11 protein-coding genes and 1 tRNA gene are annotated in these 15,472 nt (G+C 36.9%); 10 read left to right on the forward strand and 2 right to left on the reverse strand.

The features are described 5' to 3' along the window. Positions 1 to 244 precede the first annotated feature (244 nt). The 6 genes from CXF85_RS17575 to CXF85_RS17600 all read left to right on the forward strand — a co-directional run bounded on the left by CXF85_RS17575 (position 245) and on the right by CXF85_RS17600 (position 6,384). Positions 245 to 721, forward strand: coding sequence for a flavodoxin domain-containing protein (locus CXF85_RS17575; RefSeq protein WP_101229948.1), 477 nt, complete (start codon positions 245 to 247; stop codon positions 719 to 721). 459 nt (positions 722 to 1,180) lie between these two features. Further along, the gene (gene mnmG / locus CXF85_RS17580; RefSeq protein WP_101229949.1) at positions 1,181 to 3,070 is read left to right on the forward strand and encodes a tRNA uridine-5-carboxymethylaminomethyl(34) synthesis enzyme MnmG; all 1,890 of its coding nucleotides are present in this window, start codon (positions 1,181 to 1,183) and stop codon (positions 3,068 to 3,070) included. A gap of 70 nt (positions 3,071 to 3,140) precedes the next feature. Beyond that, positions 3,141 to 3,770: a 16S rRNA (guanine(527)-N(7))-methyltransferase RsmG gene (gene rsmG / locus CXF85_RS17585; protein ID WP_101229950.1), complete on the forward strand. Its 630-nt coding sequence runs from the start codon at positions 3,141 to 3,143 to the stop codon at positions 3,768 to 3,770. 25 nt (positions 3,771 to 3,795) lie between these two features. After that, positions 3,796 to 4,602 carry a ParA family protein gene (locus CXF85_RS17590; protein WP_101229951.1) on the forward strand — a complete coding sequence of 269 codons (807 nt, stop codon included), beginning with the start codon at positions 3,796 to 3,798 and terminating at the stop codon, positions 4,600 to 4,602. Positions 4,603 to 4,617: 15 nt separating this feature from the next. Then, a complete protein-coding gene (locus tag CXF85_RS17595) occupies positions 4,618 to 5,520 on the forward strand; it encodes a ParB/RepB/Spo0J family partition protein (protein WP_101229952.1) in 903 nt (300 codons plus the stop codon). Positions 5,521 to 6,204: 684 nt separating this feature from the next. After that, complete coding sequence (locus CXF85_RS17600) at positions 6,205 to 6,384, forward strand: hypothetical protein (RefSeq protein WP_101229953.1); 180 nt, start codon at positions 6,205 to 6,207, stop codon at positions 6,382 to 6,384. Between the two features lie 9 nt (positions 6,385 to 6,393). Here CXF85_RS17600 and CXF85_RS17605 read toward each other — a convergent pair. After that, a tRNA-Arg gene (locus CXF85_RS17605) sits at positions 6,394 to 6,470 on the reverse strand. Positions 6,471 to 6,689: 219 nt separating this feature from the next. Here CXF85_RS17605 and CXF85_RS17610 point away from each other — a divergent pair. The 4 genes from CXF85_RS17610 (at position 6,690) to prsR (ending at position 14,401) form a co-directional block, all read left to right on the forward strand. Further along, positions 6,690 to 7,724, forward strand: coding sequence for an efflux RND transporter periplasmic adaptor subunit (locus CXF85_RS17610; RefSeq protein WP_101229954.1), 1,035 nt, complete (start codon positions 6,690 to 6,692; stop codon positions 7,722 to 7,724). A 13-nt stretch (positions 7,725 to 7,737) separates the two neighbouring features. Further along, positions 7,738 to 10,797 (forward strand): efflux RND transporter permease subunit, encoded by a 3,060-nt coding sequence (locus CXF85_RS17615; RefSeq protein WP_101229955.1) that lies wholly within the window; start codon positions 7,738 to 7,740, stop codon positions 10,795 to 10,797. A 173-nt stretch (positions 10,798 to 10,970) separates the two neighbouring features. Further along, entirely contained in the window at positions 10,971 to 13,001 is a 2,031-nt protein-coding gene (gene prsK, locus CXF85_RS17620; RefSeq protein ID WP_101229956.1) for an XrtA/PEP-CTERM system histidine kinase PrsK, read from the forward strand. 50 nt (positions 13,002 to 13,051) lie between these two features. Continuing rightward, complete coding sequence (prsR, locus tag CXF85_RS17625; protein ID WP_101229957.1) at positions 13,052 to 14,401, forward strand: PEP-CTERM-box response regulator transcription factor; 1,350 nt, start codon at positions 13,052 to 13,054, stop codon at positions 14,399 to 14,401. Positions 14,402 to 14,425: 24 nt separating this feature from the next. Here prsR and CXF85_RS17630 read toward each other — a convergent pair whose 3' ends face one another. Then, the gene (locus tag CXF85_RS17630) at positions 14,426 to 15,472 is read right to left on the reverse strand and encodes an XrtA/PEP-CTERM system-associated ATPase (RefSeq protein WP_101229958.1); all 1,047 of its coding nucleotides are present in this window, start codon (positions 15,470 to 15,472) and stop codon (positions 14,426 to 14,428) included.

The raw sequence follows: 15,472 nt of genomic DNA on the forward strand, positions 1-15,472 counted from the left end.
TGTTGTTATCACCTAATATAAATTATTACATTTGGTATAACCCTTCGTACGAATCCTCATTATAGTGTCTACAGTCCCCTATTCCACGCCAGTAAATGTTAGTAATTCAACACTGAAAAGAGTAAAAAATAAGTAAATATACTTATTATATTTGATCGAAAAGCTTATTTTTATCCATTGTTAAGTAATACAATAGGGTAAATATGCACTATAAATCCCCCCTTATAAACTAAAGAGACCCTCTATGAGCTCAATTCAAATCATTGTTGGCAGTATGCTTGGTGGTACAGAATATGTTGCAGAAGCGTGTGAAGAAACCCTAATTAAGCTTGATCATAAGGTTGATATTCACTTAAAACCGGATCTTAATAACATCATCAATAAGACTTTCCCTAACCAGATTGAAGATAAAAAGCCTATTTGGATCCTTTGTACCTCAACACATGGTGCTGGTGACTACCCAGACAACATCAAGCAATTTGTTAGTGATCTAAGACATTGTGCACAAGATCTATCCACGGTTAGTTTTTTAACCATAGGGATCGGAGATTCTAGCTATGATACTTTTTGCAAAGCCGCTACAGATATATCAAAACTATTAATTTCAATGGGTTGCAGTGAGTTAGCTGCGGTTAAGACCTTTGATATGTCAGAAGATATAGATCCAGAAGATCTTGTTCAGCAGTGGATCAGTTCAAATATAGATCTACTTTCGATCTAAGGTGATCACTTACCCATAAGTTATACACAGTTTTCGATCTATTTAATTAGCATTGTGGATAAAACACTGAATAACCCGTTAATTTTCTATTATTATTCAGTGGATTAAAATCGTTTTTAAACGTCTTGTGGATAACTAGCTGTTTTGATCAAAGCTTATTCGCTGGTTGATCAAAGGTTGATCACAGTGTTATCATTGCCGTTAGTTATTAATAAATATAAGAAAAAAGCACTTACCCACAGAAAATAACGATCCTAATAAGTAATAATAACAAGATCTTTCTAAAGATCTCTTTTTATATATTAAGGATCAGCCCCGATCATTTTTACGAATTTGATCGTATCCCTGAAGAGAAAAAAGCGCTAAAATACGTTTCCTAATTTTTGAGTCTTGCAAATTTTGCAATTCATTTTCAAATAAAAACTTTAACTAATTTTAACCAAGCGGGATTGTTATTTTATGTGGTATCAAGAGTCTTATGACGTAATTGTTGTTGGTGGTGGTCATGCGGGAACCGAGGCCTCACTTGCTGCTGCGCGTATGGGCTGCAAAACTTTGTTGTTAACTCATAACATTGACACGCTAGGCCAAATGTCTTGCAACCCTGCCATTGGCGGCATTGGCAAGGGGCATCTTGTTAAAGAAATTGATGCACTCGGCGGTTTGATGGCAACGGCCATTGACCATAGTGCTATTCAATTTAGAACCTTAAATTCAAGCAAAGGCCCTGCGGTTAGAGCAACGCGTGCTCAAGCAGATCGTGTTTTATATCGAAACTACGTTCGTAACTTTCTGGAAAACCAAGAAAATTTAACTATTTTCCAACAACCATGCGATGACTTGATCCTTGAAAACGATCGCGTAGTTGGTGTATCGACTCAAATGGGTCTTAAATTTAAAGCTAAAACTGTAGTTCTTACGGTAGGAACTTTCCTTTCAGGACTGATCCACATTGGTTTAAATAATTACCAAGGTGGTCGAGCAGGTGATCCTGCAAGCGTAAATCTCGCTGCAAAGATGAAAGATATGCCATTTAGAATGGATCGTTTAAAAACGGGTACTCCACCAAGACTTGACGCAAGATCATTAGACTTTTCTGTTATGGAAGAGCAAGCGGGTGATACACCTAGCCCAGTGTTTTCTTTTATGGGATCACAAGCGGATCATCCTGAACAACTATCTTGTTATATCACCCATACTAACGAACAAACCCACCAGATCATTCGTGAAGGATTAGATCGATCTCCAATGTATACCGGTGTAATTGAAGGCGTAGGTCCAAGATACTGTCCGTCTATTGAAGACAAGATCACACGTTTTGCAGATAAAAATTCACATCAAATATTTGTTGAACCTGAAGGACTAACTACTCATGAAGTATACCCAAATGGTATTTCAACGAGTTTACCTTTTGATGTGCAAATGAATTTAGTCCGTTCAATTAAAGGTTTTGAAAACGCTTTTATTACCCGTCCAGGTTATGCCATTGAATATGATTACTTCGATCCTCGTGATTTAAAACAGAGCTTAGAAAGCAAATTTGTTCAGAATTTATATTTTGCGGGTCAAATTAATGGTACTACAGGTTATGAGGAAGCCGGTGCTCAAGGTCTTATTGCTGGTGCTAACGCAGCCAACAGAGTTAAAGAACGTGACGAATTTACTCTAGGTCGTGATCAAGCCTACATGGGTGTGTTAATTGATGATCTAGCAACGCTAGGTACTAAAGAACCTTATCGCATGTTTACTTCTCGCGCTGAATACCGTTTATTGCTTCGTGAAGACAACGCAGATATACGCTTAACAGAAGAAGGTCGTAAAATTGGTTTAGTTGATGATGCTCGCTGGCAGCGATTTAATGAGAAGATGGAAAACGTTGAACTTGAACGTCAACGCTTACGATCTACTTGGGTACAAAAGGATCATACAAAAATAGATCAAATTAATGCTTTGTTGAAAACACCAATGAGTAAAGAAGCGAGTTTAGAAGACTTAATTCGTCGTCCAGAAGTAAACTATACCGATCTAATGAAGATCGAAGGTTTAGGTCCAGCGATAAAAGATAAGCAAGCCTCTGAGCAAATTGAGATTCAAACGAAGTACGCGGGTTATATCGACAGACAGCTCGATGAAATAGCCAAGAAAAAACGCAATGAAGATACTTTGATCCCTGCCGATTTTGATTATCAGCAAATTTCAGGCCTTTCTAATGAAGTTGTTGCTAAGCTAAAAGACGCTCGTCCGGAAACTATCGGTAAAGCTTCGCGAATTTCTGGTATTACTCCAGCGGCAATTTCGTTATTATTAGTCTACTTAAAAAAACACGGTCTTTTACGCAAATTAGCGTAAAAGCAATAGCTAGGGGCTAGCTGGTAATTAATTTTAAATTTAACGTTAATTACCCGCTCGTCTAAAAAAAATGACCTTAACACAGCAATTATCGACACTGATTAGCAAAACTCAGCTAGTCGTATCTGAAGAACAAATAGATTTACTTATTCAATACGTTGAGTTACTCAACAAATGGAATAAAGCTTATAACCTAACGTCTGTTCGCGATCCTAGTGAAATGCTAATTAAGCATATTATGGATAGCTTAATGGTGGGTGAAGTACTTACAGGTGAAAACTTTATTGATGTAGGTACTGGCCCTGGTTTACCTGGCATACCTTTAGCTATTTTATATCCAGAAAGAAATTTTGTCTTATTAGATAGTTTAGGTAAGCGAATCACTTTCCTTAGACAAGTCGTTTTTCAATTAAAACTCGCTAATGTTACCCCCGTGAAAGCGAGAGTTGAAGATTACCAAGGTGAACAGCCTTTTGATGGTGTATTAAGTCGTGCCTTCTCTTCCCTAAATGATATGGTAAGTTGGTGTCAGCATTTAATTACCACTGAACAAGGACAATTTTTTGCACTGAAAGGGCGATATCCTCAGGATGAAATCTCACAATTACCTGAAAATATTACTTTAGTAGCGAGTCATGAAATTACCGTGCCTGAACTGGTTGGTGAACGCCATGTTATAGTGTTGAAAAAGTCGCACTAGAAATAAAATAAAAATAGAGGCGCTTGTGGGAAAAATAATAGCAATTGCAAACCAAAAAGGTGGTGTGGGTAAAACCACTACCGCGGTTAATTTGGCTGCCTCGTTGGCAGCGACAAAACGCAAAGTTTTATTAGTTGATTTAGATCCGCAAGGCAATGCAACCATGGCGAGTGGTGTTGATAAATACCAAGTTCATGCGACCTGTTATGAATTATTAGTTGAAGAGCAAAGTGTTGAAGATGTTGTTATTAAAGAAACATCAGGTCTTTATCATTTAATATCAGCTAATACAGACGTTACTGCAGCAGAAATAAAATTAATGGAAGTCTATGCACGTGAACAGCGCTTGAAAAGAGCGTTAGCGCCTGTTAAAGACTTTTATGACTTCATCATCATCGATTGTCCACCATCTTTGAATATGCTTACTGTTAACGCCATGACAGCGGCTGATTCCGTCCTAGTGCCAATGCAATGTGAATACTATGCATTAGAAGGCTTAACAGCACTTATGGATACTATTACTAAGTTAACGTCAGTAGTGAATGATAAATTACATATCGAAGGCATACTTCGCACTATGTATGATCCTCGAAATCGCTTGGCTAATGATGTATCTGAGCAATTGAAACGACATTTTGGTGATAAAGTTTATCGCAGTGTAATCCCAAGAAATGTTCGTTTAGCTGAAGCACCAAGTTTTGGTACTCCAGCGATGTATTATGATAAATCTTCAACGGGTGCTAAAGCTTATTTAGCCCTTGCCGGTGAAGTATTACGTAAAAATGATTCGGCTAAAAAAGCCAAGCAAGCTACGGCCAATGTTGCCAGCTAGCGTAAAGGACAAATTATGAGTACAGCAAAACGTAAAGGCGCTAGTCGCTTAGGTCGTGGTCTTGATGCGCTATTATCACCAGCGGTTTCAGGTGCAGAAACAAAAGCGAATATCACTGAAGCTAGCAACAGCGTACAAACGATAGAAAATGAGCTACTAAAACTACCAATTGAACAGTTAATTCCAGGTAAATATCAACCACGCCGTGGTATGTCTGATGCCGGCCTTGAAGAGTTGTCATTATCTATTAAATCACAAGGTATTATTCAACCGATTGTTGTGCGTTTAGTTGAAGATGATAAATATGAAATTATTGCCGGTGAACGTCGATGGCGTGCTGCTAAATTAGCACAACTTAAAATTGTTCCTTGTTTAGTTAAAGACGTACCTGACGAGTCAGCGGTCGCTATTGCACTGATTGAGAATATCCAACGTGAAGATCTTAATGCGATGGAAGAAGCGGTGGCATTAGAGCGTTTATTAACGGAGTTTGAGTTAACCCATCAAGAAGTCGCTGTTGCTATTGGTAAATCTCGTACTACGGTAAGTAACTTATTACGTTTAAATAAATTAAATGAAGAAGTTAAAACCTTACTAGAAAATGGTGATATTGAAATGGGTCACGCCCGTGCTTTATTAGCCTTGGAAGGTGAGGAGCAAACTTCAGCCGCGCAAACCGTAGCAACGAAAGAGCTGACGGTACGAGAAACAGAGAGTTTAATTAAAAATATTCAAAACCCTGTTGCTGAAAAAGAAAAAGTTGAAAAAGCGATTGATACTATCGTGTTGGAACAAGGCTTAGCAGATAAAATCGGCGCTAAAGTTGCTATTAACCATAATAGTAAAGGCAAAGGTAAGCTTGTTATCTCTTACGATAACTTAGCTAAACTTGAAGAGATATTAGCCAAAATTAATTAATATGTTGATGATATTAAGTAATATTAAAACCAGCCTAGCGCTGGTTTTTTGTTTTACAAGTGTAAAACAGCCAAGCTCACTCTGATTTTATTTAAACGGGCTAAATTATCTAAAAAATTAGCCTATGTTAAAGTTTATTTTATCAGTCCTATTATCTCTCGTTATATTTATGAAAAATCACACTAATTTAGTCAATAGAGTTTTTCTACAGGCTCTGACTATATGCGGAATGAAGGAGTAATTGTTGTGATCGAGTATCACTATAATGCTGTTAGTAGTGATAATGATGAATATTACACTGAACTTGCCACTGAAGCTCCTATCAGAAAGTTAGAGTGTATTTATATGGCGAGAACTACAATTACCCAGCTCTGACTTAGTTGGCCCCCCTTTTGTCTCTCTAAGTGCCAGTGCTTTTTATAATATAAATGATCGTTCAGTGTTTTGACTATCAATAGTGAAACCAGCTGGAGTGAGAGTTTATATTCTGATATTGGTGTTTATATAAGTCATGGCGATACGTTGCAATACCAAACTAATGGTTTGATGTTGAATATGCTTTTGGCTCTGAATTTGGATTCAGCCACTGAATCTTTATGCCTGTTTTGGGGATTGTTTTTAGTTTTTGATTTGAGTTATTATTTAACGTAAAGTACAGGTTGTTATTATTTTCAAGGATGAAATATGCAAGAATTACCACCATTAACACTCGTTAAAACCTGGCTTGAAGTTGTTCAACAACTCGAAATCCCTATCTCTATACGTGAAAAACGCAGTAAATTGCTGACCTATTATTTTGGCTCAATTAAACAAGCTCAAAGATATGTAGAGGATAATGATGATTACAGGATATTAGTATCTTAGGTAAGTAGATGGTCCACCCGACAGGAGTCGAACCTGTGACCTCGCCCTCCGGAGGGGCGCGCTCTATCCAGCTGAGCTACGGGTGGTTTATTGATGCTATATATTGTTAAAAATATAACCTCAATGGATACGCGGCAGATACTATAATTTATCAATATACTTGTCTAGTTAAGTTATCGAAAATATCTCATAAGTAAGGTGGATATATTCGGCTTAAACCTTATCTTTGCCCTATTTATGTACTTTCGCGGGAAAACTGCCTAAAGTTATGAATACTCTATTAAATTTTCGGTTATATTATCAAAATGAAACCATCTCTTGTCGGGTTACTTTCAAGCTTGATCATCGTCAGTGTGTCATTAGTTATGCCCATTTATGCGCAACAACTTGAAACTAAAACTATTAAAGCTGAACCCATGGTTAAAAAAATTAGCCGTACGGGTAAGTTAACTTTCAAACGAACGTTAAGTTTGTCCTTCAAAAGTAGTGGTTATCTTGAAAAACTTAGCGTTGATGAAGGTGAAAGCTTTACTAAAGGTCAGTTACTAGCACAAATTGACAGTGAAGAGCTTACTGCTGAAAAAAACGCTAGTTATGCGCGTTTATTACAAGCAAAGCGTGAAATTAGGCGTATTAAAACGCTTATTAGTAAGAAACTAAGTTCACAACAAGCATTAGATGATGCGAAAACTTTGGTTGAAACAACACGTGCTAGTCATAAAATAGCAGAATATAACCTTTCAAAGTCTCAGCTGATAGCACCGTTTGATGGTGTCGTGCTAACTCGATTTTCCGAGTTAGGTGAATTACAAAGCCCTAATCAACATGTCTTAAAAATAGCAGCGATAGAAAATAATTTAGTGGTTCGAGTTGCCTTAACTGCAGCAGAGTTGAATCTAGTTAAATTACAGCAAAAAATTGACCTTAATTTAGCTAAGTTTGGGGTAGTTACTGGCTCAGTGAGTAAAGTACCGGCGATTGCGGATGAACAAAGTCATTTGTTTACTATTGAAATATTATTAGATAATTTGAATGTGAATCAAGTGGCTGTTGGACAATTGGTCTATGTATTAACGGATGTAGTTACCGATACTCTAGCCTATAGATTACCGCTTGAGGCCCTCAATAGTGTCGATAGACAAGGTCGAGCTTTAATTATGGTACTAGATGCCGATTCAGCCGAAGCTGAAAGTTATAGCCAACAAGCCTTCTCGATTAAGCAGCTTTCAAATGAATACATTTACTTATCAGCTCAGCCAAGTCCCCTACCCTTAACTATTGTCACAAGAGGTTGGCAGCATCTTGCTTTAGAAAATAAGCAACTAGATGAAACTCAGTAAAGGGAAATAGCAGATGAAACTCCCTAGATTAGCGATAGACAATGCCCAATTCACTCTAACTATTTTTTTGTTGTTAGTTTTGATTGGTGTGGTGTCATATTTAAGTATGCCTCGCTCAGAAGATCCTCAATTTGACTTGCCGGTCACCTTAATTGAAGTAGTTTACCCTGGCGCATCACCCAGTGACATTGAAACCTTAGTGGTTGATCCGCTTGAACAAGAAATTGCTGATATTGAAAATATTAAAAAGATAGAAGCAAAAATCCATAATGGCGCGGTTAGAATTACCATAGATTTTCTTTATGGTACTGATGCTGAAGCTGCTTTTAATAAAGTTAAACAGGCGGTATCCACAGTAAGGCCTAATTTACCTGTAGGCGTTGCTGAGTTGCTGGTATTAAAAGCAACGCCGAGCAGTGTTGCCATAATGCAGTTGGCTTTATGGTCTGAGCCGACAGACTACAAAACGATGGAATTGCATGCCAAGTTACTAGAAAAAAGACTAGAAACTATCGCTAGTGTTCGTAAAGCCAGTATTTGGGGATATCCGCGGCAAATTGTAGCGATAGATATTAATCTACCGTTATTAAAACATTATGGCCTCGCACTGACTGATATAACACAAGTGCTTCAGGGGCGAGCATTAAATATCACCCCTGGTTTTGTTGATGCCAGCACACGCCGTTTTAATGTTAAGACCAGTGGGAATTTCACTCAAGTAGATGAAATAGAAAATACCATTATTAGTGATAGCAGCATGATCAGTGCTAATGGAATTTTAAAAGTTAAAGATATCGCTAATGTCAGTTTTACTGATGCAGAGCCAAGTTATTTAGCATACTTTGATGATATTCCGGCAATATTTATTACGGTAGAACAGCGTGAGAAAACCAATATATTTGTCTTAACTGAGCAAATAAATCAAGAGATTGAGCTGTTTAAACAGAGTTTACCTCGTGGTATTAAGCTGGAAAAATTATTTCAGCAAGCTGACAGTGTTAACGTACGTGTTAATGGTTTTTTTGATAATTTAACGCAGGGGCTGGTTATAGTTGGTTTGATGGCCTTACTATTTTTAGGGTTCAGAGAAGCCTTAGTGGTGATCCTAGCTATTCCCATTTCATTTTTGATGGCCATTGGTTGGCTTGATTTTAGTGGTTATGGTTTACAGCAAATGTCGATCGTTGGTTTAATCATTGCTTTAGGTTTGCTAGTTGATAACGCCATTGTGGTAACCGAGAGTATTCACCGAGAAAATAAGCTGGGTAAAGATATAAACCAGGCGGCAGCAATCGGTACTAGTAAAGTAGCTTGGGCAATTGCCAGTGGCACTATTACCACTATGTTAGCCTTTTTACCTATGCTAATGATTCAAAGTAATACCGGTGATTTTATTCGCTCAATGCCGGTAACAGTGGTGTTAGTACTACTTGCTTCCTTATTAGTGGCATTAACGTTAACGCCACTTTTAGCAAGTAAGCTGTTTGTTGTTATCGATAAAGGCAGTAAAACTAAAGCAGCTAAAAGTTACACCCTTCAGCATTACGCTAATAAATTTGCAGAAAAAAGTTATAGCAATACTTTACAGGTATTAATGCGCCATAAAGTAAGTGTTATTGTTATTAGCTTATTGATGTTAGTTGCTATGTTCTCTTTATTTGGCCAAGTCGGTGTAAGTTTATTTCCGAAAGCAGAAAAACCGATGTTACTAATTAATGTCACGACACCTGCAAACTCATCTTTAGCCTATACAGATAAAGTGCTTCAGCAAGTACGTCAGCACGTTAAAGAGTATGCTTTAGTTGATAAAGTAGCGCTTAACGTGGGTAATTCAAATCCACGTATTTATTATAATGAAGTACCCAAACGCGGTATTGTCCGTTTTGGCCAAGCATTGCTTGTTTTAAGGGAATATCATTCTGATGAAGTTACTAATTTAGTTAAAAGTTTACGTGATGATTTTAGTTATTGGCAGCAGGCAGAAATCACCGTTAAAGAGTTTACTCAGGGTCCGGTGACCGATCAGGTTATTGCAATTAGGCTGTTAAGTGAATCACTAAATGACTTAGAAAAGGTTGCTAATGACCTTGCGGCTAAAGTACGACAGTTACCCGGTGTTGTAAATATAGATAACCCTATTGGTATGGCAAATACGGAGTTAGCGCTTACTATTAATTACCAGCAAGCAGCATTGAGCGGTGTTAGTATTGAGCGATTAGATAAAACTATTAGTACTCTTTTATCAGGCACTACTATTGGTCAATTTAATGATATTAACGGTGAAGATTATCCTATTATGATTCGTCAAAAAAGTCCCAGTATTGATAGTTTATCGGCCATTGAGATTAGTAATAATCAAGGAGTTTCAATTCCCCTTGAGCAACTCGCTACCATCGAATTACAAAAGGGTGGCAGTGATTTTTTTCATTACCAAAAGCTACGCATGGCTAAAGTATCAGCCGATGTAGAAACGGGTTATTCAGTTGGCGATATCACTAAAAAATTGGTTAATTATCTTCAGCAGTATGATTTACCTGAAGGTATGCATTTTACTTTAGGTGGTGAAGAAGAATCTCGACAGAAGACTTTTGCGGGCTTAACACAAGTTATGTTGATTACGGCTATAGGGATATTTGCCGTATTGGTATTACAGTTCAAGTCTATTTTGCAGCCCATGATTATTTTTAGCTCTATTCCTTTTGCAATGGCAGGCTCTATTATAGGGCTGTATTTAACCGGCTTATCTTTTTCTATGATGGCTTTTGTCGGTTTGATTAGTTTGTTTGGTATTGTGGTAAACAATGCCATTATTTTGATTGATAGTACCAATGTTAACCTGCAATTAGGTTTAGACAAACGTTCGGCAATTCTAAAGGCAAGTGCTGTACGTTTTACGCCAATACTGTTAACAACGTTAACGACTATAGGAGGTTTAATTCCATTAACCTTATACGGTGGTAGCTTATGGCAGCCTCTAGGTGTAGTACTCATTTCAGGTTTATGTGTTTCCGCCCTTTCAAGTTTTTTGTTAGTACCAATTTTAACTGAGATCTTTACTCCTAAAGGAGTCTAAAAATTCAAATTAAACCATTTTATAACTGCTAATTAGGCGAAGACAAAGTATTGATTTAATATATAATGGTTTAAATTGTTATCAATATGTAATCACGTTTTACTGAATATTTACTTGGCAATAAATTACACTATTAATTAGTACAATAAACATAATTATCAGGACAAATAGAAATGGAAGTAATTGGCACTTCAGGTTATTTTTTAGCAGCCTGTGCTTATGCAGTTTTTATTTTATTACTTTTAGCAGCACGTAATAAAACCCTTGCTGGAGGTTTAGTATTATTAGCATCATTATTGATGTTTTCTTCCTCTCTTAGTGCTGCATTACAGCCAAAACAAGGCTTTTCGTTGCTGATAGTTATGGCAATAGAAACGGTTAAATTAGCTGTTTGGTCGCTATTAATCATTTGTACACAAGCTAATATCACTTCGCTTAAAGCGCTAGTTACCCATCCCAAAGTTAAGCAATACTTGCAAATATGGAGTGGTCTATCCGTACTTTGTTGGGGTGCTGCGCTATTTATTCCTGATAGTGTTAAGTTATTGTTTTCATTGTTTTTATTACTTAATTTATGGTTGTTGGTTTTACTCGAACAATTATATCGAAATGCCGATGTTAAAGTTAAATGGGCCATTTGGTCATTAGTTATCGCATTGGGTATGGCGACTGTTTTTGATTTTGTACTCTTTGCTCAAGCCGCTATGGTTAACCAATTAGATTTTTCTTATTGGTATGCACGTGGTTTTATTGTTGCCATAGGTATGCCATTAATTTTGATCAGTACTCGGCGCATTAAAGACTGGTCTGTAGATGTTTTTGTTTCGCGTGAAATGGTCTTTTACAGTTCAATGTTACTCATTTCGGGGTTATATCTACTCCTATTAGCGATAGCTGGTTATGTAATTAATTATTTTGGTGGTGCTTGGGGCGATATTATCAGCGTCGCGTTTATTATTTTAGGTGGCAGCGTTTTAGCTGCCTTGTTAATAACGGAGAGGTTACGTCGAGAAGTTAAAGTTTTTATCACCAAACACTTTTTCGCGAATAAATATGATTATCGTGTTGAGTGGTTTAAATCTATTGAACAACTAGAAATTGGTAAAAGTGATGATTATTACCATACCGCGACTCACATAATTTGCTCTTCATTAAATATTGAGCAGGGCGCCTTAATTAAAAAAATGCCGTCAGGTCAGTATCAATCTATTTACCAAGAAAACTTAAACCTCGAACAAAGTGACTTAAATTTCTTAGGCACTGTTGATGAATTTTGCCAGCTACATGGTTGGATTATTGATATTCGGGAGTTCGCTATGGTAGAGGATAGCTATCCTGGCTTGTCAGTAGACGCTCAGTTATGCGGACAAAAAAATATTGATATCATCATTCCTATTTTCATGAATAAATCTGTCTACGGCTTTTTCTTACTTGCGATGCCTGCAGAGCAAGGGTTACTCAACTGGGAAGATAGAGATTTACTGTTTTCTATTTCTAAGCAATTAAGTAATTATTTATCACTCAATGAAGCCAATGAGAGTTTGGCTGAATCTAAACAATTTGACGCTTTTAATCGCATGTCAGCCTTTTTAGTTCATGATTTAAAAAATATTCAAGCACAGTTATCATTAATTAGTAGTAATGCAAAACGCCATAGAGACAATCCTGCTTTTGTTGATGATGTTTTTGAAACGATAGAAGCGGCAACAGGGCGACTCGATAAGGTGCTAACTCAGCTGCGTAATAAGCAGGTGGTAGAGTCGAATAAAAAAAGTACTGATGTGCAAGCGTTAATAATGGCTGTTGTTGAACAGCGCAATGTACAAATGCCACAAGTGAGTGCTCAGCTATCCCTTGAAAGTAATATGGTTATTGATGAAGAGACATTTTCTTCAGTGTTAAATCATTTATTACAAAATGCACAAGAAGCGACAAATGATAATGACTGGGTTAAGATAATTGCTGAAATTAAGCAAGATAATTTACATATCGCTATTATTGATAATGGCTGTGGCATGTCAGCAGATTTTATTGCTAATCGCTTATTTAAGCCCTTTGATACCACCAAGGGTAATGCGGGTATGGGAATCGGTGTTTACGAAGCAAAACAGTTCATTGAGGGCACTGGCGGGACTATGCAGGTTACGAGCAGTGAAAATGAAGGTAGTCATTTTACAATCGTCATACCGAATAAAGCACTATAAAAATAAAATTAATTAATAAGCAAAAATAATACAAAGGATATAGCATCGCTATGGAAAAGTTACTGATTGTTGATGATGATATAGGTGTACAAAAACAATTGAAATGGAGCTTGGCTGATTACGAAGTCGTATTAGCTGATACCCGTGAAAGTGCTATTGCAGCAGTAAGACGTCATGAACCTAAAGTGGTTACTTTAGACTTAGGTTTGCCGCCTGATGCGGCCAATGCTAGCGAAGGTTTAGCTGCATTAAAGCAAATATTAGAGATTGCCCCTCATACTAAAGTCATTGTTATAACAGGTAATGATGATCGAACCAATGCGTTAAAAGCGATTGAAATGGGCGCTTATGATTTTTACCAAAAACCGGTTGATGCTGATGTTATTAATGTCATTGTTTCTCGTGCTTTTAGTTTAGCCACGATAGAGATAGATAATCGTAGTATGAAGTCGATTGTCGGCTGCGATACTGGCATTATTGGTAGTAGTGAAAACATTGATAGATTGCGTGTCATGATTCAACGTATTGCACCAACAGAGATAACAGCGCTACTACTGGGTGAAAGTGGTACCGGTAAAGAAGTTACCGCTAAAGCTATTCATAAAGTGAGTGATCGTAGTGATAAACCTTTTGTTGCTATTAATTGTGCCTCTATTCCGGAAAACTTATTAGAGAGTGAGTTATTTGGCTTTGAAAAAGGCGCTTTTACCGGCGCTCACAAAACCACCTTAGGAAAAATAGAATGTGCCCAAGGCGGCACACTATTTTTAGATGAAATAGGTGATATGCCTTATCATTTACAAGCAAAATTATTACGTTTCTTACAAGAAAAAATAATAGAGCGCTTAGGTGGAAGAAAAGAAATACCGGTTGATGTGCGTGTTATATGTGCAACCAACCAAAATCTGGAAGTTATGGTGGCAGAAAAGTCTTTCCGTGAAGATCTTTTTTATCGCATTACAGAGATAACGTTAAACATACCACCATTACGTGACCGTGATGAAGATGTACTTATTTTAGCTAATTTCTTTTTGCAGCAGTACGCTGCTGAGTATAAACGTAATGCTAAGTCATTTGCCGATGATGCATTATATGGTCTACGACACCATAAGTGGCCAGGCAACATCAGAGAGCTACAGAATAAAGTTAAATCATCAGTGATTATGAGCACCAGTAATCAAGTAACCGCTTTTGATTTAGGTTTCTTTGATAAAGAAAATGCAGAGTATGAATTATCATTAAATTTACGTGCTGTGCGTGAACAAGCTGAGACTCTAGCCATTCAAAAAGCTTATGCATTGACTGACGGGAATATGTCGAAGACGTCGGAATTATTGGGTATTACCAGACCGACGCTTTATTCTTTAATTGAAAAATATAAAATTGCAATTAACGTTTAGAACTAAAAATTGTAATGCTGATAGTTATTCACTGTAACTATCAGTATCTTTACTCTGTAATTCAGCAAACTCACGATTTTTCTGTTTTAAAAGCTTATCAATATAACGGGTCATTTTAACTTTCTGTTGAATTGTACTTTCTAATATCTCTTCAACTTCACGTAAAACATTCTTTATATTTTCAACATTTTCAGTTGAATTAATAACTAAAGGTTGATGAGTTTTACTGCCTTCAATAGCATTAGTACTCAATGATCCTGTAAGCTCTACAGACATTTCTTTAGCGACTTCATTGATGGCATTACAATCAATTTCACTTAATTCTTCTAAAAAACCAAATAACAATAAACGATCAACAAATATGTTTATTTTTCTGGGGACGCCGAGTGTTTTTTCAAAAATAAGCTGACAGGCTTCATCTGAAAATAAAGCCTCTTTAGTACAATTTGCTTGCGCTAATCTGTGATTAATATAGTTTTTTACTTCTTCAGTATTCAGTGGCTTTAGATGTGCAGAGGCAATTATTCGTTGTCTAAATTGCTCCATGTCAGGTGCTGATATTATTGCTTTTAATTCTTCTTGGCCCAGGAGAAAGCTCTGGATCAGTGGTTTATTATCGAGCTGAAAATTAGAGAGCATACGCAACTCTTCTATTGTTTCAGCAGGTAGGTTCTGTGCTTCATCCACCAGTAATAAAGCGCGCTTACCTTGCTTATTCAAACCGATTAAAAATTGTTCTATGCTTTGTAATAAATCAGCTTTGCTATTACCCGTTACCGTGATGTTAAATTCAGCAGCAATAAGTTCAAGTAATTCGTCGGGTGTTAATTTGGTGGTAACAAGTTGCGCCGCGACAATGTTTTCATCAGCGATATTAGCTAATAAATTACGCGCTATGGTGGTTTTACCCGTACCAATAGGTCCAGTAATAACAATAAAACCTTCACCTTGATCTAAACCATATTGCAAATAAGATAAAGCACGTTGATGATGACTGGTAGCAAAGAAAAAGCGTGGATCGGGACTTAACTGAAAAGGGCGTTCACTAAAACCATAGTAACTTTCATACAT

This window comes from Colwellia sp. 75C3 (assembly GCF_002836255.1).
GTDB lineage: Bacteria > Pseudomonadota > Gammaproteobacteria > Enterobacterales > Alteromonadaceae > Colwellia.